Source organism: Mycobacteroides chelonae (assembly GCF_016767715.1).
Taxonomy (GTDB): Bacteria; Actinomycetota; Actinomycetes; order Mycobacteriales; family Mycobacteriaceae; genus Mycobacterium; species Mycobacterium gwanakae.
Map to the genome: position 1 here is coordinate 4,872,700 of NZ_CP050145.1, position 22,018 is coordinate 4,894,717.

Here is a 22,018-nt window from a genome sequence, read left to right on the forward strand (position 1 = left end):
GCGAGCGTAGCCGTCCGATAGTGCTCCCCGCCTCCGGGAAAACCCTGAGTCACATCCTGATTCGAGGACGCCTAATCCCCCAGGGCGCCGCGCATCCAACGCAATACGCTGGGCATCGCCCACCCCGCTGCGATCAGATGTTCGCCAGGCACGGGCAGGTAGTCCACCGTCGCTCCCTTGGACCGCCAACTCTCGATGAGCGCCTTCGCGCCTTGCTCCGGGACGAACTGATCACCGATGAACCGATCGCGTGATCCGTGGTAGAGCAGGATCGGCATCACCGGCGCCGCGGCGCCGGGCTTGTTCGCGGCGATCACATTCTGTGCGATCGTGGACTCGAAAGGCTCTGGAATTGCCGCTAATACGTCCAGATCAATACGTGCCAGCCCGGCCACAGCCAGGGGCGGCTGGGGTAAGTCCTTGATCAAGGTCGTCATATAGAGAGCAAAGTCACCGAACAGCTCCAGCATGTCCGGATACTCACGCGCCTGCCCGATCGTGGCCGCGGCGAAAAGCCCAGATCCCAAGGCGCTGTTCATGCTGCGATACAACAGCGCGTAATCCGTCGGTGTCCCACCCGCGACGGCCCCTTTGAAACTCAGCTCCGGCGCGTAGACCGGCTGCTCCTGGGCGGCCCACACCGTTGCGATGGCACCACCGCTGTACCCGTCCATCACCATGGGGGACTCGACGAGATCAGGGCGTAGTCCGCGCATTCCGCGTACCGAATCCAATACGGCGTGAGCCGCCATGACGCCCGCAGAGTAGGCCATCCGCGGGCCCTCATGATCGGGTACGAGCACCGCGTAGTTTCGTGCCAGCAGCAGCGGCGCGAACGGCGGCACGTCCACGTACATGCCGCGCTCGATCCGGTACGAGGGCGCCGCCTTGAGCCCGAGCGAATTGATCGGCTGGTTGCGGACCACCACGGGCCGCGCACCCGGGCCCCGCCACGGGCGGTTCGGCTCGATCAGGGTCGCCGTCACGGGTACCGCATTGCCCGCCGTATCGGTGGAGCGCACCATAAATCGTTGAATGGTCAATCCCGGCAGCGGAATCCGCGGAAAGACTCGATGGGTACGAACGATTTCTCCGTTGGCACGGCTGGTCAGATCACCTGGTTCGGAATAGAAGCTGGGCCCCGGTATCGGCGACGGCAAGATGGCGGCGTGCCGATCGGCCCGTTGCGCGTCGGTCAGCTTGCGTGCCGCCCAGTTGTTGAGCCGGCGCACCACCGAGGGACTGCGCAATGCGGTCGCGGTGCCTGCTATCCCTGCCACCGCCGCTGCCGCCCCGGCCCATGCGGTGCCACCGAGAACAGCTTTGGGCTTCGTTGCCATGGGCGACCTCCTGTGTCCAGGACAGCGTAGACAACGCGTTTTCACAACGGACGTAGTGGCTTTCACGACAGACGTAGTGGAAGGTCGACGATTCAGGCGCGCCCGGTATCGCTAGGCGCCCACATAGTCGGCGAGGTGCTTTCCTGTCAGCGTCGACCGTGCACCAACAAGATCTTCGGGAGTACCTTCGAAGACCACGCGGCCTCCGTCGTGACCGGCACCCGGGCCCAGGTCGATGATCCAGTCGGCATGTGCCATCACCGCCTGATGGTGCTCGATGACAATCACGGACTTCCCGGAATCCACCAGCCCGTCCAACAAGCCGAGGAGCTGCTCGACGTCGGCAAGATGTAGGCCCGTGGTCGGCTCGTCCAGGACATAGACACCCCCTGCCGCGCCCATGTGTGTGGCCAGCTTGAGGCGCTGCCGCTCTCCACCGGAGAGCGTGGTGAGCGGCTGACCAAGGCTGAGATAGCCCAGGCCGACCTCATTCAGGCTGGTCAAAATCTTGTGGGCTGCTGGAAGTTTGGCGTCGCCTTCCCCGAAGAACGTCTGTGCGTCCGCGACCGACAGTGCCAGCACCTGACTGATATCGCGGCCACCGAAGTGATAGTTCAGCACCGCGGTGTCGAACCGCTTGCCTTCGCACACATCGCATGTGGTCTCCACAGTCGCCATTACACCCAGATCGGTGTAGATGACACCCGCGCCGTTGCAATGGGGGCATGCCCCTTCCGAGTTCGCACTGAACAGGGCCGGCTTCACCCCGTTGGCTTTGGCGAATGCCTTACGGATCGGCTCCAGCAAGCCGGTGTAGGTCGCCGGGTTGCTGCGCCGTGAGCCCCGGATCGGTGTCTGGTCCACAGTGATCACTTCATCGAGCTTGGCCACCGATCCGTCGATCAGCGAGCTCTTGCCCGAGCCCGCGACGCCGGTGATGACCACCAGCACACCGAGAGGGATATCGAGGTCTATCTTCTGCAGGTTATGGGTGCTGGCGCCTCGAATTTCCAAGCAGGATTTCGGCCTCCGCACGGAGTCCTTCAGCGTGGCACGGTCATCGAGGTGTCTCCCGGTAATGGTGCCGCTGGTTCGCAGCTGCGCCACCGTGCCCTCGAAGCACACAGTCCCACCGCGGGCACCCGCACCGGGTCCCAAATCGACGACATGGTCCGCGATGCGGATGGTCTCAGGTTTATGCTCCACCACCAGCACGGTGTTGCCCTTGTCGCGCAACTGCAGCAGCAGACTGTTCATCCGCTGGATGTCATGCGGATGCAGGCCTATGGTCGGCTCGTCGAACACATAGGTGATGTCGGTAAGCGAGGAGCCGAGGTGGCGAATCATCTTGGTGCGTTGAGCTTCTCCACCGGATAACGTTCCGGCCGGCCGATCCAGGGACAAGTAGCCGAGACCGATCTGCACGAACGAGTCCAATGAATGCCTTAGTTTTTCCAGCAGCGGGGCTGCCGAAGATTCCTCCAGCGCACTCACCCACTCGGCCAGGTCGCTGATCTGCATCGCGCACACCTCGGCGATGTTCTTGCCTTTGATCTTCGACGAGCGGGCGAGCGCGGAAAGCCGGGTTCCGTCGCAGTCCGGACAGGTGGTGAAGGTGGCAATCCGCTCCACAAACGTGCGTACGTGCGGCTGCATGGACTCAATGTCCTTGGACAAGTATGACTTCTGGATCTGCGGAATCAATCCGAGATATGTCAGGTTGACACCATCAACCTTGAGCTTGGTCGCCTCCTTGTGCAGCAGATCGTGCAGTTCCTTTTTGGTGTACTTGCGAATCGGCTTGTCGGGGTCCAGGAACCCGCAACCGCGATAGATGCGCCCGTACCACCCGTCCATGCTGTAACCGGGAATGGTCAGTGCGCCCTCGTTGAGCGACTTGCTGTCGTCATAGAGTGCGGTGAGATCGATATCGTTGATCGAACCCCGCCCTTCGCATCGTGGGCACATACCTCCTGTGATGCTGAACTCTCGACGCTCCTTGGTGGGCTGTGAGCCACGTTGAACGGTTACCGCTCCCGCACCGCTTATCGAGGCAACGTTGAACGAGAATGCCTGTGCCGAACCGATATGCGGCTTGCCGAGCCGGCTGAAGAGGATACGTAGCATCGCGTTGGCATCGGTTGCGGTACCCACCGTGGATCGCGGGTCCGAGCCCATGCGTTCCTGATCGACGATGATCGCCGTCGTCAGCCCGTCGAGCACATCGACATCTGGTCGCGCGAGGGATGGCATGAATCCCTGCACGAACGCGCTATAGGTCTCGTTGATCAGGCGTTGCGATTCGGCGGCCACGGTGCCGAACACCAACGAACTCTTCCCTGAGCCGGAGACACCGGTGAACACCGTGAGCCGGCGCTTGGGTAGCTCGACGCTGATGTCTTTCAGGTTGTTGACCCGTGCGCCGTGCACGCGGATCAGATCGTGACTATCGGCCGGATGGTGGTCGGTCGTATTGGCGCTCTGGGCCATTCAGGGCAGCTCCTGGATGCGGACGGTGCAGCCTGCGGGATCACGGAAGGCACAGTCTCGGGAACCCCAGGGCTGATCGATGGGCTCCTGCATGACTTCGGCGCCGGTCGCCTGCACACGCTCGAAAAGCCCGGCCAGGTCATCGGTGGCCAGCATGATGCTCGCGTACGTGCCCTTGGCCATCATCTCGGAGACGGTCCGCCGCTCTTCCTCAGTGATTCCCGGGTCTGCAGCAGGGGGTGTCAACACGATGTTCATATCGGGACGCCCCACCGGACCGACGGTGATCCACCGCATGCCTTCATATCCGACGTCCTTGCGGACCTCGAACCCGAGCGCGTCACGATAGAAGGCCAGCGAGGCCTCCGGGTCGGTGTGTGGCAGGAAGCTCGCATTGATCGTGATGTCCATGCCGGTCACGCTAGCTGCGCCGCGCCGTGGTGGCTTCTTGATTCCTGATCGGTCTGGTGACGTGCTTGGCGACGCACGCCGGGATTCCTGCGACGTGCTCTGCAGAGCGCTCTCGGTACACACTGGGCGGAACCCCGACCAGTTCGGCAAAACGCGTGCTGAAAGTGCCGAGCGATGAGCCACCGACCGCGAAGCAGACGTCGGTGACACTCATGTCTCCCCGCCGCAGCAGCATCATGGCCCGCTCGATCCGTCGGGTCATGAGGTAGGAGTACGGCGACTCCCCGTAAGCGCTCTTGAACTGGCGGCTCAGGTGCCCTGCGGACATATGAGCATCGCGAGCCAGTTCTTCGACGTTCAGCGGCTGCGCGTACTCGCGGTCGATCCGGTCGCGTACCCGGCGAAGACGCGCGAGGTCGCGCAGGCGCTGCTCCTCGCCTGCATGGGTCACAGGCGGGATTCTATCGGCTAGATCAGACCCAGCAGACTGATATCGTCGGCGTACTTGAGGATCAGCTCCTTGGTGACATGCGGAATCTCACCTGGTGTCTGGTCCAGGCCGCCGACCTTCGCCTCTCGCACCGCTCCGCTGAATTCGGCTGTCGGCAGCGCACTTCCGTCGATCGCCGACTGCGGATTCTGGTACATCTTGAGCAGCGGTAGCACGGACTGCTGGCGCTGTTGCTCGGGCAACCCCTTGAGGGCCGTCTCGAACCGCGCCAGCCACTGGCCGTAGTCGTCAATGCGGGCGATCTTGTACCCGGCCTCGATGAGCCAATCCACGAAGGTATCCATCGAGACGCCGTCGTGGTGGGGGTTGAACACGTCGAAGCTGTGGTAACCGTCCGTCACATTCACACCGCCGATCGCGGTGATCGAAGCGGCCGTGAAATCACCTGGGACGCCGTCATAATGGGCGCGCTGACGATTGCCTTCGGCATCCAATTCGTAGAAGCTGCCCGGTGCGACGCCGGTGAGCAACAAACTCTGGATGGTTCGCGTGAACACGTCGGTGACATTGAGCTGACCGTGGTACTCGCTGTGGGCCAGGATCATGTCGGACCGGAACACCCGCACCGGCAGCCCCGCCAGGTCATGGGCCTCACGTAGCAGCACCTCGCCGGCCCATTTCGAGTTGCCGTACCCGTTGGCGTAGCCATCGTTGATCTGTCGCTGCGCCGACATCTCCCTGACATCGGAGTCTTCCTCGAACTGCGTCACCGGGATCTGATCGGCGATGCCGACCGTCGACAGATAAGTGACCGGCTTGAGCCGTTCGGAGATCGCCAACTTGATGATCTCGGCGGTGCCCGCCACATTGGGGCCGAACAGCTGGCTGTACGGCAGCACATGGTTGACCAATGCACCGGAATGGACAATCAGATCGACATCTCCGGCCAGCTTCTGCCAAATATCCTGGGATAGACCCAGGTTCTGGTCACCGAAGTCACCGGCGATCACTTCGAGGCCCTGCTCGGCGAGCTGACGGTAGTGCGCCGACAGCTTCGGGTCTCCCGACTCATAGACGGCATCGAGGCGCGCACGGGCGGCCGCGGCGTCGGTACCGCGGATGAGTGCGTATACCTTTCCTCCGGCGGGAACCAGCCGTTCGAGCCAGTCCAGTACCAGCCAGCGTCCTAGCCAGCCATTGCCGCCCGTCACCAATACGGTCTTCACGTCCGCGGTAGGTGGTTGAATTTCCTTGGCCGCCTTCAACACCGACTCGTCGATGAACTTTTCGAGGGTGAGTTCGGCTGCGTTGATAACCGTGGCATCTCTGCCGTGGACCGATGCGAACGTCGGCTGCGTCGCGGCGCCAGTGCGCTGTGCCTCAATGTGCCGGGCGATGGCAGCGAGATCATTGGCGACGCTGTTGATGACACCGACCGGAACGTCCACCTCGAAGATGTCGCGCAGCAATTCGGAGTACGACAGCGCCGAAAGCGAGTCACCGCCGAGGTCAATGAACCGGACATCTGGGCCCAGGTCTGCCGCTGACGCCCCCAACAGGGCCGCAGCGGCATCGGTCACGGTATCGAGCACCGGACGGCCCGCCGCCTCCCGCGCCAGCTCGCGCAGACGCTCGTTCTGACTTTCGGCCAGGTCGGCGTACAGCGCCTCCAGTCGTTCGCCGTAGTGCTCCTTCAGCTTGGGGCGCAACAGCTTGCGGGCATCCGATAGCAATCCGGACTCGACCGTGAACGGCACGGTCTCAACGATGAAGTCCCGGGGGATTTCGTAGGACTGTAGCTCCGCACTCTTGGCGACCTGCTGCAGTGAATCCTGGATTAGCGGCTTGAGCGCATCCGGCGAATCCGCATATCGTTCAAGGGCTTCCGGAGTGGGCACGACGACTGCCAGCAGGTACGAACGCTCGCTGTTGCCGTACACGAAGATCTGCCGAACCAGCGGGCTACCGGTGTAGGCGGCCTCCAGCTTGGACACCGCGACAAACTCACCCTGGGCGAGCTTGAGCACGTTCTTGACGCGGTCGAGGTACTTGAGGTGGTCCGGTCCCAACTCGGCGACCACGTCGCCGGTCATGTAGAAGCCGTCTTCGTCGAAGACATCCGCTGTGGTTTCGGGGCGCTTGTAGTAGCCGGGGAACATGGTCTCCGACTTGATGCGCAGCTCACCCCGCGGATGCGGGGAATCCGTTGTGAAGTAACCAAGTTCGGGAACATCAACAAGCTTGTACTCGGTGACCGGAGGGCGCTGCAAGACACCGTCACGCCACACTGCGCCAGCCTCGGTGGAACCGTAGCCGTCGAGCATCGCTACCTGCAGCAACGACTCCATGAAGTCATTCATCTCGGGAGACAGTGGCGCAGAACCAGATCCGGCGTTGAGCACACGCCCACCGAAATCTTCCTCGCGGATGCGCACCTTGATCTGTTCGGCGATTTCGGCATTGCTTTCGCCGGGTGCGAGTGAGCGATCCAGCTCGGCCTGGTACCGCTGGAAGACCATCTCCACCACCCGCGGCACAAACAGCACCTCGGTGGGACGGATGAGCGCGATGTCCTCGAAGAACGTCGACAGGTCGCTGGACGCGATGTAGTAGGCCGTACCGCCGCCGGAGAGGGTGCCCATCAGAGTAAGGCGGCCCGCGAGGTGGCTCATCGGCATGAAGTTGACGCCCACGGATGGGATCACCGTTGTGGTGAGCCACTTCTTCTGCCACAGGTTGGCCACCAGCCACTGCGGGTACATCGCTCCCTTCGGGGTGCCGGTGCTACCGGAGGTGTAGATAAGCAGGCGCAGCGCGTCGGGATCTTCGCTGGGCTGTGGCGCTGCGGGAAGCTCGCGGCCACGGGCGATGGCATCGCCCAACGAATCGATGGTGATCGTCCGCCCCGCCGTCTCCAGCCGGTCACGCACGGCGCTCAGTGCCGCACGATGGGCATCCGCCTCCGGGTGGTAGTCGAACACCGACAACAGTTGCACGGACGGCGTCGCGAGCACGGATTCCACTGCGGCCTCGAGGTACTCGACGCTGGCGGCGAACACCGTGGGCTGCGTCTCTTCGAGGATCGCGTTGCGCTGCTGGACGGATGCGCCGGTCTGCAACGGCACCGAGACGGTGCCCAGACGTAGCCCCGCGACATCCAATGAGGCGAAGTCCGTGCTGGTAAATCCGAGCTGTGCGACGAAGTCCCCGTCACGAATTCCCTGTGCGTACCAGGCGGCGGCGATGGCCTCGGCACGATTCCACAGCTCACGGTAGGAGGTCGTGACGAACTCGGTCTTCAGCGCCACGGTGGTCACACCGTGCTCGTCGGTCACCAATTCGACGGCGCGCTGACCGAGAGCCGGGCGATCCCCATAGCCCTCCAGCAGCCGCCGGATCAGCTCGATGAGCGTCAGGCCGGGTTCGTTGACCGCGTCGGACACCGTGTCATCGGGCAGGAGGGCCTGTAGCTGCGGGTCGTTGGACACGACCTGCGCGACACGTCGTTCGAGCTCTTGCTGGTCGGCAAGGTCGGGCGTCGTAGTTGCGGCGGGTGTGGAAATCGTTTCAGTCATGCCTAGACACCTCAGTAGTCGATGTAAGTACGTGGGGGGCGGTTACGCCTACAGAAGAAAAGTACATACCTACGCTAACTATTCCCTGTGAGCGTACGGCTCTCCCCTCCCAACGAGCGGGCATTCATGCTGGTCCAGGGCGAGTGGTCCAGCACGGATGTCACCGCGGGGTGAGGAGCGTCACTCTCGCAACGCCTGTGGTGCATGCTCTCTAACCAAGGCCAGCAGCTGCCGCCGTGAGGGGTTCACCACGGCATGCCCCGCGACGTCGACAGTCGGCACCGTCTCGTTGCCGTTGGCGACGGAACGCACGTAGGCCGCCGCCTCCGCGGACTCCCAGATGTTGACCTGCGTGTAGCGAAGTCCGCTGAAGCGCAGTTCCGCCCGGAGTTTGATGCAGTAGGGACAGCCCGGTCGCCAGTACAGGACAACCTCGTCAGACGCTGAGATGGGCTTCGTCATGATCCATGTCTACACGCGCTTCCCCGCAGTGACACCTGGCTTGAGCGTGTAGATGTCGTCGATCGCGATGACGACGGCACAGCGCGGGTACTTCAGACCGCGCTCCTGCGCGAACGCGACGGCATCGTCGAACGCGGGCCCCGACTCGTGAATGTGGGCCGAACCGACAAACCGGTAGCCGTCCAACGCTTCGCGATCGATCACCGCGACCGAGACCTTCGATCCCGCATGAATATTGGCCAAAGTCTGCCCACCGGTGTTCTCGTTGAAAATCAGCGAATGCTCGTCCCGGACCCGCAGGGAGCGTTTGGGTCCGATGTTAGGGGTCGTGCCGTCGGTCACGGTCGCAAGAATCGCCAGCTGGGAACCGAGCATCCGCTTCATCTCATCGGTGAGCGTGGGCATAGTGGGCGTGACCTCCTGGAGTGGTTGTACTGGAACGAGATTCGGAATAGGCGGCGGTGGTGTGCAGGTCCGGGCGGTGTCGAGTAGTCGCCTCGTATCACCGACCGGAGCCGTGCGCATCAGCACCGAGAGCAGGTGCAGCAGACCCTCGGACACCACGAGCGGGCGCTGGCTGGTCCGTAATATACCCGCCGCGGAAACCTTGTCTCCCTGAGCGATTGCTTGAGCTATCGCAACCGTCTCACACCAGGACGCGTGTCGGGGCCCCAGATCCATCTCATGGTTTCGGGTCACCTAACTATATTATTCGGAATGACTAACTACGTCTAGTGCTCGCTTCCGCGGCGGCACCCCGCTCCGGTCGCGCCGTTCCCGTGGGGTGGTCGCTCCCCACACCCCGAAAGATTCGCCCGCCGCGATGGCGTACCTACCGCAAGGGTCCCGCACCGGGCAATTCCGGCAGATCTGTTTGGCGCGTGCCTCCCGCAGATTTCGGGCCCTTCCCCGTTCGTTATCCGGCGAGAAGAACAGATCGGTCGACATGCCACGGCAGCGCGCCCACTCAAGCCACTTCATTTCCGCTACCCCACGATTGTCTGCGCGACTTTGACACCGACCAGCACCACGGCCAGCACGAGGTAGCCACGGAGAGCCACCATTCCCGCGGTACGCAGCGGCGACCACGTTGGGCGTTCCAGCGTGTCCAGCGCTGGGGTGCGCCAGGTTTCACGCTCCTGCCGCAGGACTTCCCGCCGCAGTACCCGATCACGCGGCGCGGACTCGAGGTCCCAGATCTCCGCGGGATCCAGTCCCCCGAGATCGCTGGCCGTGACACGAGCGCCAGCACGCTCGCCCCGCTTCTGCATCGCGTAAATCACCAGTCCACCAACGACTCCGGCAACGACTCCGGCCCCAAAGAACATCGTGAGCTGTTGGGTCGTCAGGTCCGGGAAGAATGTCACCGCGGTCAGCGACAACGACAGCAGTACCAATGACCAAACGATCACTCCCGCAACGATGTTCTGGCGCACGTTGTTGACCCACGGCCCCAGGACCGCCCTGTCGTTGCACAGCAGCACCAAGAACACCGTCGCCGAGGGAAGCAGCACGCCGGCCAGTGCCTGCACCCCCTGAGTGAGGACACCCAGCACCGGATCCGGGCTGAACGACACCGCCGCGGCTACCGCGAGCAACGCGCCATAGCCCAGGTAGAAAGTGGGTGCCTCACTGAGCTTCCAGTGCAGCGAGTGGCGCTTGCCGAAGGTATCGCCCAGCGCATAGGTGGTGGCCAAACCCACCGCGTTGGCGCCGATGAGCGAGGCATCCAGCAGCAAGAGGGCGAAGAGCGCACCCACCGTAGGGCTCACATGCTCGTGCAGCAGCCGCGCGACGGCACCCGCGTCGGTGAAGTTCCCGACAGCGTCGGTACCCGCCAGGCCGAATGCGGCAGCTCCCATGATGCACATGGCGCCGACCATCACCACGACGATTCCGATCGCCAGATCGATTCGCTCGTAACGGATCCAGCGCGGTGTCAAACGCTTGTCCACAATGTTGGACTGCTGGAAGAACAGCTGCCACGGTGCCACCGTGGTACCCACGATCGCGACGATCAACATCAGCAGTTCGGCGTTCAACCCGCCCGGAAATGACGGAACGAATCCGGAGGCCGTTTCGGCCAGCGTGGGCCGAACCAAGACCACCATCGGAATCATCACCACGTTGAGCGCGATGAGCGCGAACAGGAATCGCTCCCAGCGCCGGAACGATCCTCCGGCGATCACCGCGAACAACAACACGGCAGCCAGCGGCACCGAGATCCACCGGGGAAGTCCGAAGTAGCTCAACGCCATCGCCACCCCGATGAATTCGGTCACGATCGTCAGCGCGTTCACCACAAACAGGTCGCCGACGCTGAACGCACCCCAGAACCGTCCGAACCTGGTGAAGATAAGCCGCGCGTGCCCCACCCCCGCGACCGCACCGAGCCGGACCACCATCTCCTGATTCACGTAGAGAACGGGAATCAGGAGGGCCAACGTCCATATCAATGCCATGCCGTAGTTCTGTCCGGCCTGGGCGTACGTGGCGACGCCGCCCGCGTCGTTGTCGCCGACCATCACGATGAGGCCGGGGCCCAAGACTGCCAACAACATCCGGAATCGCTGTCGCTTACTGCGGCCCTCGGTGCTCTGATGCTGGCCGATGGTGCCCAGGGCGCCGACGATGTCGCCGACATGCGCGCTATCCATGACGGCGCTGGTAGGGGCTTGGGTGCCGTCGTCGTATCGGCGGGAAACGCCGTTGAAAAATGCCATAGCAGATGCCGCCCTTCTCAGGGTTCGGTCCACTGCGGACGATTTCCGCGCACAGCAAATTAAGCCTGGCGCAATGTTTTTCGCGACAGGTCAGACGTGAGCGGTACCGCAGCGGAAGGCTGGAAACACGTGTACGTGCTGGTCTAGGCCAGGTTGCCGACCCGGACTGGGATACGGACTATCGCCGGACTGCATGTCGTCCCTCACCTCCTCGCTGCCAGAGCGGCTGTGCCGCAACATCTTCATATCAACGCACGTCAAAGGCGCCCAGACAGGAGAGAGCGCCCGCCAATGAGCGGGCCGACCACCTCTCTCGTCAGAGCTTCGGCACTGCACGACGTAATCCCCAACGGGAAGCCACCTCGGATCACCCCTTAGGCCGGGGAGATCTGTCCTAACCCTGGGCGTCTCTCGACGTCGTCGGATCAGTGGCCTGTGTTCGTGCAGGAGCCTCGCCTAGCGAGGTGCTGACGCGCGTTACTGTATGCCCGAGTGCTGCTGTGCGTCAACGCAAACCCTAATACCCTACAATTTCTTGACGCTATGCGCCGCAATCAGCCGAGGTCCCCGTACTCGTCGAACCAGTACGCGAGCTTGCCGCGCCGACTCACCGCACGCAGTCGCGACTCGGTCAACGCCCGCGCCTTGCTGGTAGTGACGATCATCAATTCATCGTCCGATTCGATCCTGGTGTCCGGTAGCGGAACGAAGGTGTTGCCCTGCCTGATGATCAGGGTGACGACAGCCGGATCGGGTAATCGCAATTCGAGGATGGTGACATTGCGTAACCGGGAATCCGACTGCACCTTCATGGTGAGCAGCTCGGCATCCAGCACATCCAAAGGTGCTGCCTCGACTTGGATTTCACGGGTGGCTTCCCGAGTGATCAGGCCGAGCAGACGCGCGACGGGCCGCAAGCTTGGCCCCTGCACCAGGGTGAAAACCACCACCAGAACGAACACGATATTCAGCAGACGGTAACTGTTCGGCACGCCCTCCACGATCGGGAAGGTGGCAAGAACGACGGGCACCGCACCGCGCAAACCTGCCCAGGACAGAAAGGCCTGCTCGCGCCAGGGGATTCCGAAACCGACAAGTGATCCCACCACAGACAGCGGCCGGGCCACCAGCAGCAGCACGAGCCCGACGACGATTGCCGGAACCAGGTCGCTCCACAACTCACTGGGATTGACCAGCAAGCCCAGCAGCACGAAAAGACCTATCTGCGCCAGCCAACCGAGCCCCTCTGCGAACGATCGGGTAGCAGACCGGTGCGGTAGACCGGAATTGGCCAGCACCACGGCGGCCAGATAGGCGGCGATGAATCCGCTGGCGTGCACGCTGCCAGAGGCCGCGAACGCGACCAGACCGATACCGAATGTCGCGATCGGGTACAAACCCGACGCGGGCAGCGCAACGCGGCGCAGTGCGATCGCCCCAACAAACCCACACACCAAACCGATCGCAGAACCGGCCAGGAGTTCATACACGATCTGAACAACGGCACTCTTCGGCTCGAATACGAAGGGCACGATGCTGAACATCAAGACCAGAATCACGGCGGGAGCGTCGTTGAATCCGGACTCCGCCTCCAGCAGACCCGCGAGCCGGCGCGGCAGCGGCAGCACCCTCAGAACGGAGAACACGGCCGCGGCATCGGTGGAGGACACGATGGCGCCCAACAGCAATGCCAACTGCCAATCCATACGCAACAACACGTGCGCACCGACGGCGGTTACCACCGTGCTGATCACCACCCCGACGGTGGCCAGCGCACCGGCGGGTGCGAGCACCTTACGAATGTCGGAAAACCGCGTGGTCAAACCACCCTCGACGAGAATGACCGCCAGTGCTGCGGTGCACACATTCCGGGCCAGTTCCACGTTGTCGAAGTCAAGCCCGAGCCCGTCTTCGCCGAGCACCACACCCACCAAAAGAAAGAACAAAAGGCTGGGGAACCCGATACGCGTAGCCACCCGAGTGCCGACAATGCTGGCGAGCAGCACAAGCCCACCGATAAGCAAGGCCAGGTACAGCTCGTGCAGGCTCACGTCATTCCCGTCGGTCGACTCTGATTAATAGGGCACGATAGCGGGATGGTGGAACGGAAGATGCGAGTCGCTGTTGCCGGCGCCGGCAAGGTCGGCCGTTCCGTTGCCCGCGAGCTGCTCGACTACGGCCACAAGATCCTGCTGATCGAACGCGAGCGCAGCAACTTCGATCCGCACGCGGTGCCCGGGGCCGACTGGCTCAACGCCGATGCCTGCGAGCTGGAGACTCTCGAAGAAGCAGGGATCGAGACCTGTGACGTGGTTGTCGCCGCCACCGGTGACGACAAGGCAAATCTGGTCGTGGGCCTGCTGGCCAAGACCGAGTTCGGTGTGCCCAGGGTCGTGGCCCGCATCAACGACATCCGCAATCAGTCGCTGTTCGGCCCGAACTGGGGCATCGATGTGGCAGTCTCCACGCCCGGCGCCATGGTGGCGAGTATCGAGGGCGCGATCGACATCGGCCATCTGGTCCGCCTCATGGGGTTGCGTGAGGGCAGCGCGGAACTGACAAAACTCACCCTGCCGGAAGACAATCCGTTGGTGGGACAGCGCGTAGCCAACCTGGACTTGCCGCCAAACACTGCACTGGTCACCGTGATTCGGAATGGAACCGTTGTTGTACCCAAACCAGAGGACATCTTGGAGGCCGGGGACGAGCTGCTCTTTATCGCCAACAGTGCGGTCGAGGCCGCGGTTCGCGCAGCAATCCATGGAGCTGCGGTGTCACCCGACAGATAGGTGGCTACACGCTGAGCAGGGCCAGTTCCTCGCGCGCCCGCCGCTCCACCAGCAGTGGAACGTAGTCACGCAGCGGGCTGTCATCGAAGCGGGAGTGCTCGGCCCTAACCACCGCCTCGACGATGTCGCGAGTCAGATTCGGATGCCGCCCATGAAGCTGTTCCACGAGCTCGCCGATCCCTACCTGCCTACCGAGTACCGCCACAGGGACAAAATTTGCACTACGTTTACAGTTTCGTCAACTGCCGAAATTGACGTCGACGACGGCCAGCCAAGGGCTCCGCAACCGAGTTTGTAGACTCGGATGACGAACCCTACGGAGGTGGATGTCACGGTGCAGGTCGTCTGTAATTCGTTGATCACCTGCGTATCTCGCAGTGTTTGGATCGACCTCCTGGTAGCTCGATGAGCACCGCGACCGTAGTCGGCAGCGGACCCAATGGGCTAGCCGCAGCAATTACCCTCGCCCGCGCGGGGATCTCTGTCACTGTGTTGGAAGCCACTGATGAACCCGGGGGCGGGTGCCGCTCCTCGGAGATGCTCCACCCTGGGCTCATCCATGACCACTGTGCGGCCGTGCACCCGATGGCCATCGGGTCCCCGTTCTTAACCAGCCTGGATCTGGCTCGCCATGGTGTGCATTGGCTGCTGCCCGAGATCGACTGTGTTCACCCCCTCGATGACGGCTCGGCAGGCGTGCTGCTCCGGTCAGTCGAGGACACCGCCGCACAGATGGGGCGGGACGGCAACCGTTGGCGTGCGTTGTTCGGCTCTCCCTCGCGGCATTTCGACACCCTCGTGGAAGACATCACCGCGCCATTGCTGCGGATGCCCAGCCACCCGGTGCAGATGGCGCGATTCGGAATACCCGCCGCCCTGCCTGCCTCAGCCATTGCACAACTGCTCCGCACTGAACCGGCTCGCGCACTGTACGGCGGCGTCGCCGCGCATGCCTTCCGGCCATTGCACTACCCCGTGACTGCCGCGGTGGGTCTCGGAATCATGACGGCCGGCCACCACTACGGCTGGCCCGTCGTCTCGGGCGGCACCGGTTCTCTCGTCGACGTCATGCTCACAACGCTCAGAGACCTGGGCGCACAGGTGCACACGGGCGTTCGCATCGATGACGCCGCGCAACTACCCGCCGCCGATCTCACGCTCTTCGACCTTGAACCACGCTCTGTAGCAAAGATTCTCGGTGATCGGCTGCCCCGGCGAGCCGCCCGAGCGTTCACGCGTTTCCGGCACGGGCCCGGCGCCTTCAAGGTCGATTTCGCGATCGAGGGCGGCGTGCCGTGGACCGCACTCGCCGCCCGACGGGCAGGCACTGTGCACCTCGGCGGGAACTACGCCGAGGTGGCCTCAACCGAGCGGCAGATCCACGCAGGCGCCATGCCCGAGCGTCCCTTCGTCCTTGTCGGCCAACAGTATCTGGCCGACCCGCAGCGCTCCTCCGGCAATATCCACCCGTTGTGGACCTACGCGCACGTGCCATTCGGTTACACCGGAGACGCCACCGAGGCGATCATCGGGCAGATCGAACGATTCGCGCCCGGGTTTCGCGAACGGGTCGTAGGTCTGGCGGTGCGCTCCACCACGGAGATGTCGGTGTACAACGCCAACTACGTGGGCGGGGACATCATGACCGGCGCCAAGGACATTCGGCAGCTGGTATTCGGCCCCCGCGTCGGGCTCGCCCCATACAGCCTTGGCACACCGGGCATGTACCTCTGCTCGGCGGCCACACCGCCCGGCCCAGGCGCTCACGGCATGTGCGGTGTACATGCCGCGAAGACCGCGCTCAAACATCTCCCCCGATGAGGGGCGACGGCGTATGGTTGACACCGTAAACAAAATGTAGTGCGTGGGAACCCGCACGGAACGAGGTGAGGGCCATGATCGTCCTCGGGGCCATCCTGTTGGCTGCCGGTTTCTTTCTCGACATTGGATGGTTGTGGACCGGCGGGGTTGTGCTCATCGTCATCGGATTGATCCTGATGGTGGCGGGCCGCATGGGGCACGCCATCGGTGGCCGTCGCCACTACTACTAAGAGCCGCAAAGGAGTACATCATGCGGTACGCAGGATTGTTGCTCGCCGTCTGGCTGATCGTAGGGGCCATCGCCGTCGCTCAACGCGGATACTTCACCAACAGCCCGCAAACCTGTGCCAGCGCGGGAACCATCGCGCTGACTGTGCTCGCCGGTCCGCTCAACTACGCGGGACTCAATCCGACGGTCAGTCAGTGCAACATCCCGCAGCCAAGCCCGTGACCCACTCAGCCCGGCTCTGATCTGATCGCCGCACCCACCCGAACCAGCACGTCGAGCTGCGCCGGGTTGAACAGGTCCAACAGTGCCCGCGCCACCGTGCGTTCGGCGAATTGCTGCCCGCGCGGAGCGTCCGCGGTCGAGTTCAGCATCCCCGGGTGATCGGCGTAGAGCTTCCGGGCATGTGAGGACATCCTGGCCGCGAGATCGGCGCGCGTCTGCTCGTCGGCGTCCGACGCCAGATTTTCCAGCTCGCGGTCGAGATCGCGGTCTTGCTGGTCCAAGAACATCCCGATGAAAGCCTGCAGCCCTTGCGGACCGAGCACCCGGGACATGACGAATGCCAGCGAGCGGTCGGTATCGGTGAGTTCCATAGCGACTGCCGCGGAGCCGAATTCGGGCGGCATGTCGGCCGGCACCTTGCTGGACAGTATTTGACCAAGCTCGTCGCGGATGCGTTGCAGCCGTTCGATGGTCGCGGCGAGTTCTGCGTCCAGTGCCCGTAATGCCTCTTGCGGATCCTCGTCGGCCTCATCCATCTCCGCGATCTGCTTCAAGGAGAGACCCAGCCCCGTAAGACGTTTGATTTGCAGCACCCTGACCAGGTGTGCGACTCCGTAGCTCTTGTAGCCGTTCGACCGACGTTTCGGCTCATCGAGCAGGCCGATGTCGTGGTAATGGCGCACAGCACGCAGGCTGGTGCCGGCGAGCTCGGCAAGCTCCCGCGTACTCCAGCCCACCGTTACTCCTTCTGCATCTGCCGACATACCGCCCACTGGACACTATGCCGCTGCGGCATGGTCAACATTCGAAACCCTCGGCTACCAGCAACTCCCGGGCCAACGCTCACGATCTGGTTTGCCACATTCTGATATTAGGGTACCCGAAGAATTCATAACGGTGCCTACTAGCTGCTAATTTTCCCATTTCAAGTGCATCACGCAGGGGTATCAATCTGTTGCTGAGCGCACGTGGCGGTGCTAACTTGGTCCCGTGCAGACCACCGCCAACGTGACCACCGTGCCCGGTGCGCTGCGCCGTCAGCTCCTGCGGTCGGTGTTCATCACGGCGTTGTTCATGGCGCCCGCACTGATCACTCGGATCGGTGGGTTGCATCCGAATCCGGTAGTAGCTCTCGTGATCTACGGCGCTGCGGTGGTAGCCGCCAGCTTCGTGTTGGCCTGGGCCGCGGAGGCCGCGCAGATCGACGTCTCCGGCGGCCTGGCCATCGCGGTGCTGGCCCTGATCGCAGTACTGCCCGAATACGCCGTCGATCTCTACTACGCCTACATCTCCGGCCAGGTCCCCGAGTACGGCCAATACGCCGCGGCGAACATGACCGGCTCGAACAGGTTGTTGATGGGACTGGGCTGGCCCGTTGTCGTTCTCATCGCACTCGCGGTGGCGCGCAAGACATCCGGTCGCCCCACCAACCTGCTGTCGCTGGAGCCTTCTAACCGCATCGAGCTTGGATTCCTGCTCGTGGCCGGGGTCGTGGCGTTCGTGATACCGGCAAGCGGCCAGATTCACCTCGTGCTGGGCATCGCACTACTGGCCTGGTTCGGGTTCTACCTGTTCACGATCAGCCGCGGCGAAGCCGAGGAACCGCAGTTGGTGGGCACCGCCGCAGCCATCGGCATGCTGCCCAAGCACATGCGCCGCAGCACCGTGATCACGATGTTCATTCTTGCCGCGTCGATCATCCTGTTGTGCGCAGAACCCTTCGCCAACAGCCTGGTAAGCGCCGGAACGCAACTGGGCATCGACCAGTTCCTGCTGGTGCAGTGGTTGGCGCCGCTGGCATCCGAAGCGCCCGAGTTCATCATCGCCGCGATTTTCGCCGCGCGGGGCAAGGGAACCGCCGCCATCGCCACCTTGATCTCGTCCAAGGTCAATCAGTGGACGCTCCTGATCGGTTCGCTCCCGATCGCCCATCTGGCGGGCGGTGGCGGCTACTCCCTGGTGCTCGATGCCCGTCAGGTCGAAGAAACCCTGCTGACCGCCACACAAACCATGATGGGTGTGGCCCTGATCCTCGCGCTGCGATTCCACCGGGGCACCGCGTGGGCGCTACTGGCATTGTTCGTGATCCAGTTCCCTATCACCTCGACCCATGGCCGGCTGATCCTCTGCGGCGTGTACGCCGTCTTGGCGGTCGCCGGCTTGATCGTCAACCGCAGGCACGTCATCGCGACACTTCGCGCGCCATTCAGCAGGTCCGCGACCCCACAGTTGACTGTGCCGTAGCGGCATAGTTTCTCCTGGTGTTACTCCGCCACACCGAGAGGAACACCCACCGTGCTGCCCAAGCTCATCACCGTCGAGGAATTCTTCGATCCGCCGGTTCGCGCATCCGCATCGATCTCACCCGACGGCACCAAGATCGCGTACCTGGCACCGAGGAAGAACCGGCTCAACGTATGGGTCCAAACCCTCGATGACGACAACAACGCCGCCGCACGCTGTGTTACCTACGACGAAACACGCAGCGTCACAGGATTTCTCTGGGTCGATGACCCGCGCTGGCTGCTATACGTGCAGGACTCCGGTGGTGACGAGAACTGGCATCTATACCGGGTTGACCTGGACAGTCCCGACACCCCGGCTCTCGATCTCACTCCGTACCCCGGCGTGCGTCTACTGGGCCTGGAGCAGCCCCACGGCCGTCCCGGAAAACTATTCGTTCAGCTGAACCACCGCAGGATCGACCAAATCGACCTGTACGAGCTCGATGTCGCATCCGGCGAACTGACCATGCTCGCTGAAAACCCCGGCAACGTCATGTCCTGGTTCTGCGGCCCTCATCATGAGGTGTTCACCCAATCGCTGACACCTGAAGGCGATATCGAGTTCTCCCGATACGAGTCCGGGGCGCTCGAGTCTCTCGTCATATACAACGGCGCGGACTACCCGGTCGGCATGCACCCGACACAGATAACCCCGGACGGCACCGGGTTGTGGATGGGCTCAAGCCGCGATACCGATCGCACGCGTCTGGTCCGGCTCGACCTGGCCACCGGCGAGGAGTCGGTGATCGACAGCCACCCTTCGTTCGACCTCTCCGCTGCCCTAGGTCTGGCACCGGCGCTGATCCGGCATCGCAAGACCGGGGAGTTACTGGCCGTTCGCTATCTCGGTGAGCGGCAGGATATCCGGGTTCTGGATCCGGACTTCGCGCCGGTGCTGGAAAAGCTTCAGGAGCTCTCCGACGGCGACCTCGCGGAGATCTCGTGCGACGAGAACGGCAACCGTTGGGTGGTCAGCTTCACCCACGACCGGGATCCCGGTGTCACCTACTTCTACGACCATGAGAAGGGCGAAAGCAGACAGCTGTTCCGTCCGTACCCGCATCTGGATCCGGCGACGCTGGCGCCCATGACGCCCGTGACGATCGCCTCGCGCGACGGCTTGAGTCTGCACTCCTACCTGACGCTGCCCGTGGGTGTGGAACCCGCAGGACTACCCCTGGTGCTGGTGGTCCACGGCGGTCCGTGGCACCGTGACAGCTGGGGATTCGATCCGTCGGTGCAGCTCCTGGCCAACCGTGGATATGCAGTGCTGCAGGTCAACTTCCGCGGATCCACCGGCTATGGAAAGGCATTCACGAAGGCGGCCATCGGCGAGTTCGCGGGCAAGATGCACGACGATCTGATCGACGCCGTTGACTGGGCGGTCAAGCAGGGCTACGCCGATCCGAGCCGGGTCGCGATCTTCGGTGGCTCGTACGGAGGTTACTCCGCACTGGTCGGAGTCACCTTCACTCCTGATGTCTTCGCGGCCGCCATCGATTACGTGGGCATCTCCAACCTGGCCAACTTCATGCGCACCCTTCCCGCGTTCGTCCGTCCGAACCTGACCAACAACTGGTATCGCTACGTCGGCGATCCCGCGGTGCCGGAGCAGGAAGCCGATATGCTCGCCCGCTCGCCCATCAGCCGGGTGGATCAGATCCGCACCCCGTTGCTGGTTGTGCAGGGCGCCAACGATGTTCGTGTAGTCCAAGCGGAGTCCGACAACATCGTAGCCGCATTGAGGGCCCGTGGCGTCGAGGTCGAATACATGGTGAAAAAGGACGAGGGGCACGGGTTCTTGAACCCTGAAAACCAGGTCGACCTGTTTCTTGCGACGGAGCGATTCCTGGCTCAGTACCTGGGCGGACGGCAGGTGTCGTGACCGAGGTCGTTGAGTTCTCAGACAAACCCCACAACAAGCCCACACTTCTCGAACAGGTCGGCGGACTATCCGGACTCATCTACGCCGGCCTACCGAGTGTGACTTTTGCACTGGGCAACAGTGCTTTTGGCTTGGCCGGTGCCATCTGGATATCCATGGCTACGGCGGGCGCCATCGCCGCGTGGCGGTGGTTACGCAACCAACCACTGCAGCCGGCAATCTCCGGGTTGTTGGGGGTGGCCATCTCGGTGGTCATCGCCTACCAAACCGGTTCGGCCAAGGGCTTCTTCCTGATGGGTATCTGGACCAACCTGATCGGCGCAGTCGTGTTCCTGGTCTCGGTCTTGGTGGGTTGGCCGCTAGCCGGAGTGATCTGGCACGGCTTCACCGGCACCGGGCACCGCTGGCGCAAAGACAAACCCTCGCGGTTCGCTTTCACACTGGCGACACTGACCATGGCGGCCGTTTTCGCCTCCAGATTTGTTGTGCAGGAATGGCTGTACGCCGCTGATTCGGTTGGCGGGCTGGCCATCGCACGCATCGCGATGGGCTATCCGCTCGCCGGAATAGCGCTTCTGGTGGTCATCTGGGCAGTACGGCGTTCGAAGAGCCGTGCATCTCAGTTTGATTCAGCCAGCGCGGCAACCGATCACGACCAATGAGTTCACACTTGCTGGTCGCGGCCAGAGCCTGCGCCTGGCGGGTGAAATCCTGATTGCTGACCACCATGGTGCGGGTGCAGTCGTAATGCCGCGCCCCCGCAACGACCTCTTGAACGGCTCTGACACCCACTGTCTTCGAGTACCGCTTGCATTGGACGGCGACGACGTCACGCCGATTGGTGGCTATCAGATCTACGCCGTAATCACTGGATGCCGACGTTGTCTCGATATGCCATCCGGCTCCGTGCATACGAGCCGCCACGAAGGTCTCGAAATCGACGCCAGACATCTCATCGATCTCGGAAAGTCCTGACATTGTCATATACCTGCGCAGCCGGGCTTCGTAATGACGCTGCGCCATGACATCGCCGAGCCCACGCAGGCACCATCCCGCTCCACGCAGAATCAGATACACCGCATACGGCGAAGCCAGATAACCGACCTGTGCCAGCGCGGCAAGCGCGGGGTCTGCCGTGTTCCGGTACACCAGGACACCGGGCCAGACAGCCAGCGCGATGATCGGCCCGGCAAGCACCACGATGATCAGCACGACCAGTGCACGCGAAAGACGGTGCCACCTACGAGCAGCCCTCCGTCTGAAACGCCGCAGCCTCATTGGATGGACTTTAAGCCAGCCCTCCGACACCCCGGGGAACTGGCGCCCGGGTACGCG

Annotated in this window: 20 protein-coding genes and 1 riboswitch; of the genes, 7 read left to right on the plus strand and 13 right to left on the minus strand. The window is 63.0% G+C overall.

Going from position 1 to position 22,018, the window contains the following annotated elements; translation table 11 throughout:
- Positions 1–71: 71 nt before the first annotated feature.
- From HBA99_RS23805 to HBA99_RS23850, 10 genes are all read right to left on the minus strand, one after another.
- Positions 72–1,340 carry a lipase family protein gene (locus HBA99_RS23805; RefSeq protein ID WP_070932059.1) on the minus strand — a complete coding sequence of 423 codons (1,269 nt, stop codon included), beginning with the start codon at positions 1,338–1,340 and terminating at the stop codon, positions 72–74.
- A 111-nt stretch (positions 1,341–1,451) separates the two neighbouring features.
- Positions 1,452–3,830, minus strand: a complete 2,379-nt coding sequence (locus HBA99_RS23810) for an ATP-binding cassette domain-containing protein (protein ID WP_070951835.1) — start codon at positions 3,828–3,830, stop codon at positions 1,452–1,454.
- Entirely contained in the window at positions 3,831–4,241 is a 411-nt protein-coding gene (locus tag HBA99_RS23815; RefSeq protein WP_030097540.1) for a VOC family protein, read from the minus strand.
- A 10-nt stretch (positions 4,242–4,251) separates the two neighbouring features.
- Positions 4,252–4,692 (minus strand): helix-turn-helix transcriptional regulator, encoded by a 441-nt coding sequence (locus HBA99_RS23820; protein WP_030097541.1) that lies wholly within the window; start codon positions 4,690–4,692, stop codon positions 4,252–4,254.
- 17 nt (positions 4,693–4,709) lie between these two features.
- Positions 4,710–8,267, minus strand: a complete 3,558-nt coding sequence (gene car, locus HBA99_RS23825; RefSeq protein WP_070932056.1) for a carboxylic acid reductase — start codon at positions 8,265–8,267, stop codon at positions 4,710–4,712.
- Positions 8,268–8,447: 180 nt separating this feature from the next.
- Positions 8,448–8,729, minus strand: coding sequence for a glutaredoxin domain-containing protein (locus HBA99_RS23830; RefSeq protein ID WP_057967585.1), 282 nt, complete (start codon positions 8,727–8,729; stop codon positions 8,448–8,450).
- Between the two features lie 9 nt (positions 8,730–8,738).
- Entirely contained in the window at positions 8,739–9,134 is a 396-nt protein-coding gene (locus HBA99_RS23835; RefSeq protein WP_064409988.1) for a pyridoxamine 5'-phosphate oxidase family protein, read from the minus strand.
- Positions 9,135–9,437: 303 nt separating this feature from the next.
- Positions 9,438–9,677 (minus strand): WhiB family transcriptional regulator, encoded by a 240-nt coding sequence (locus HBA99_RS23840; RefSeq protein WP_232785744.1) that lies wholly within the window; start codon positions 9,675–9,677, stop codon positions 9,438–9,440.
- Between the two features lie 38 nt (positions 9,678–9,715).
- Positions 9,716–11,452 carry an NRAMP family divalent metal transporter gene (locus HBA99_RS23845; RefSeq protein WP_070932052.1) on the minus strand — a complete coding sequence of 579 codons (1,737 nt, stop codon included), beginning with the start codon at positions 11,450–11,452 and terminating at the stop codon, positions 9,716–9,718.
- Positions 11,453–11,753: 301 nt separating this feature from the next.
- A riboswitch (M-box (ykoK) riboswitch) is annotated at positions 11,754–11,923 on the minus strand.
- 83 nt (positions 11,924–12,006) lie between these two features.
- Positions 12,007–13,503, minus strand: a complete 1,497-nt coding sequence (locus HBA99_RS23850) for a potassium/proton antiporter (RefSeq protein WP_070932050.1) — start codon at positions 13,501–13,503, stop codon at positions 12,007–12,009.
- A 60-nt stretch (positions 13,504–13,563) separates the two neighbouring features.
- On the opposite strand from HBA99_RS23850, the gene HBA99_RS23855 reads away from it, so the two are divergent.
- Entirely contained in the window at positions 13,564–14,241 is a 678-nt protein-coding gene (locus tag HBA99_RS23855; RefSeq protein WP_070932459.1) for a potassium channel family protein, read from the plus strand.
- Positions 14,242–14,245: 4 nt separating this feature from the next.
- Here HBA99_RS23855 and HBA99_RS23860 read toward each other — a convergent pair whose 3' ends face one another.
- The gene (locus HBA99_RS23860) at positions 14,246–14,407 is read right to left on the minus strand and encodes a three-helix bundle dimerization domain-containing protein (RefSeq protein ID WP_044105564.1); all 162 of its coding nucleotides are present in this window, start codon (positions 14,405–14,407) and stop codon (positions 14,246–14,248) included.
- Positions 14,408–14,646: 239 nt separating this feature from the next.
- Here HBA99_RS23860 and HBA99_RS23865 point away from each other — a divergent pair, with 239 nt between their 5' ends.
- The 3 genes from HBA99_RS23865 (at position 14,647) to HBA99_RS23875 (ending at position 16,513) form a co-directional block, all read left to right on the plus strand.
- The gene (locus HBA99_RS23865) at positions 14,647–16,062 is read left to right on the plus strand and encodes a phytoene desaturase family protein (protein WP_070951834.1); all 1,416 of its coding nucleotides are present in this window, start codon (positions 14,647–14,649) and stop codon (positions 16,060–16,062) included.
- Between the two features lie 74 nt (positions 16,063–16,136).
- Positions 16,137–16,292, plus strand: a complete 156-nt coding sequence (locus HBA99_RS23870) for a DUF6131 family protein (protein WP_044105428.1) — start codon at positions 16,137–16,139, stop codon at positions 16,290–16,292.
- Between the two features lie 20 nt (positions 16,293–16,312).
- The gene (locus HBA99_RS23875) at positions 16,313–16,513 is read left to right on the plus strand and encodes a hypothetical protein (RefSeq protein WP_030097550.1); all 201 of its coding nucleotides are present in this window, start codon (positions 16,313–16,315) and stop codon (positions 16,511–16,513) included.
- A gap of 5 nt (positions 16,514–16,518) precedes the next feature.
- Here the strand turns inward: HBA99_RS23875 and HBA99_RS23880 are convergent, their stop codons facing one another.
- On the minus strand, positions 16,519–17,277 hold the full coding sequence (locus tag HBA99_RS23880) for a helix-turn-helix domain-containing protein (RefSeq protein ID WP_057964626.1): 759 nt from the start codon (positions 17,275–17,277) through the stop codon (positions 16,519–16,521).
- 226 nt (positions 17,278–17,503) lie between these two features.
- Between HBA99_RS23880 and HBA99_RS23885 the strand changes: the two genes are divergently transcribed.
- From HBA99_RS23885 to HBA99_RS23895, 3 genes are read left to right on the plus strand one after another with little or no spacing between them, the layout of a single operon-like run.
- Positions 17,504–18,757, plus strand: a complete 1,254-nt coding sequence (locus HBA99_RS23885; RefSeq protein WP_070951833.1) for a sodium:proton exchanger — start codon at positions 17,504–17,506, stop codon at positions 18,755–18,757.
- 51 nt (positions 18,758–18,808) lie between these two features.
- Entirely contained in the window at positions 18,809–20,683 is a 1,875-nt protein-coding gene (locus HBA99_RS23890; protein ID WP_070951832.1) for a S9 family peptidase, read from the plus strand.
- Positions 20,680–21,345 (plus strand): DUF3159 domain-containing protein, encoded by a 666-nt coding sequence (locus HBA99_RS23895; RefSeq protein ID WP_070951831.1) that lies wholly within the window; start codon positions 20,680–20,682, stop codon positions 21,343–21,345. Before HBA99_RS23890 ends, HBA99_RS23895 begins: the two co-directional genes overlap by 4 nt.
- Here HBA99_RS23895 and HBA99_RS23900 read toward each other — a convergent pair.
- A complete protein-coding gene (locus tag HBA99_RS23900; protein ID WP_081347664.1) occupies positions 21,266–21,961 on the minus strand; it encodes a restriction endonuclease in 696 nt (231 codons plus the stop codon). The two genes, HBA99_RS23895 and HBA99_RS23900, sit on opposite strands and share 80 nt — an antisense overlap.
- Positions 21,962–22,018: the final 57 nt, after the last annotated feature.

Coding starts and splice junctions, on each gene's coding strand:
- HBA99_RS23840 (WP_232785744.1), bottom strand. CDS start 9,677: ATGTCGACCGATCTGTTCTTCTCGCCGGATAACGAACGGGGAAGGGCC.
- HBA99_RS23845 (WP_070932052.1), bottom strand. CDS start 11,452: ATGGCATTTTTCAACGGCGTTTCCCGCCGATACGACGACGGCACCCAA.
- HBA99_RS23835 (WP_064409988.1), bottom strand. CDS start 9,134: ATGCCCACGCTCACCGATGAGATGAAGCGGATGCTCGGTTCCCAGCTG.
- HBA99_RS23880 (WP_057964626.1), bottom strand. CDS start 17,277: ATGTCGGCAGATGCAGAAGGAGTAACGGTGGGCTGGAGTACGCGGGAG.
- HBA99_RS23865 (WP_070951834.1), top strand. CDS start 14,647: ATGAGCACCGCGACCGTAGTCGGCAGCGGACCCAATGGGCTAGCCGCA.
- HBA99_RS23855 (WP_070932459.1), top strand. CDS start 13,564: ATGCGAGTCGCTGTTGCCGGCGCCGGCAAGGTCGGCCGTTCCGTTGCC.
- HBA99_RS23805 (WP_070932059.1), bottom strand. CDS start 1,340: ATGGCAACGAAGCCCAAAGCTGTTCTCGGTGGCACCGCATGGGCCGGG.
- HBA99_RS23900 (WP_081347664.1), bottom strand. CDS start 21,961: ATGAGGCTGCGGCGTTTCAGACGGAGGGCTGCTCGTAGGTGGCACCGT.
- HBA99_RS23830 (WP_057967585.1), bottom strand. CDS start 8,729: ATGACGAAGCCCATCTCAGCGTCTGACGAGGTTGTCCTGTACTGGCGA.
- HBA99_RS23870 (WP_044105428.1), top strand. CDS start 16,137: ATGATCGTCCTCGGGGCCATCCTGTTGGCTGCCGGTTTCTTTCTCGAC.
- car (WP_070932056.1), bottom strand. CDS start 8,267: ATGACTGAAACGATTTCCACACCCGCCGCAACTACGACGCCCGACCTT.
- HBA99_RS23875 (WP_030097550.1), top strand. CDS start 16,313: ATGCGGTACGCAGGATTGTTGCTCGCCGTCTGGCTGATCGTAGGGGCC.
- HBA99_RS23810 (WP_070951835.1), bottom strand. CDS start 3,830: ATGGCCCAGAGCGCCAATACGACCGACCACCATCCGGCCGATAGTCAC.
- HBA99_RS23815 (WP_030097540.1), bottom strand. CDS start 4,241: ATGGACATCACGATCAATGCGAGCTTCCTGCCACACACCGACCCGGAG.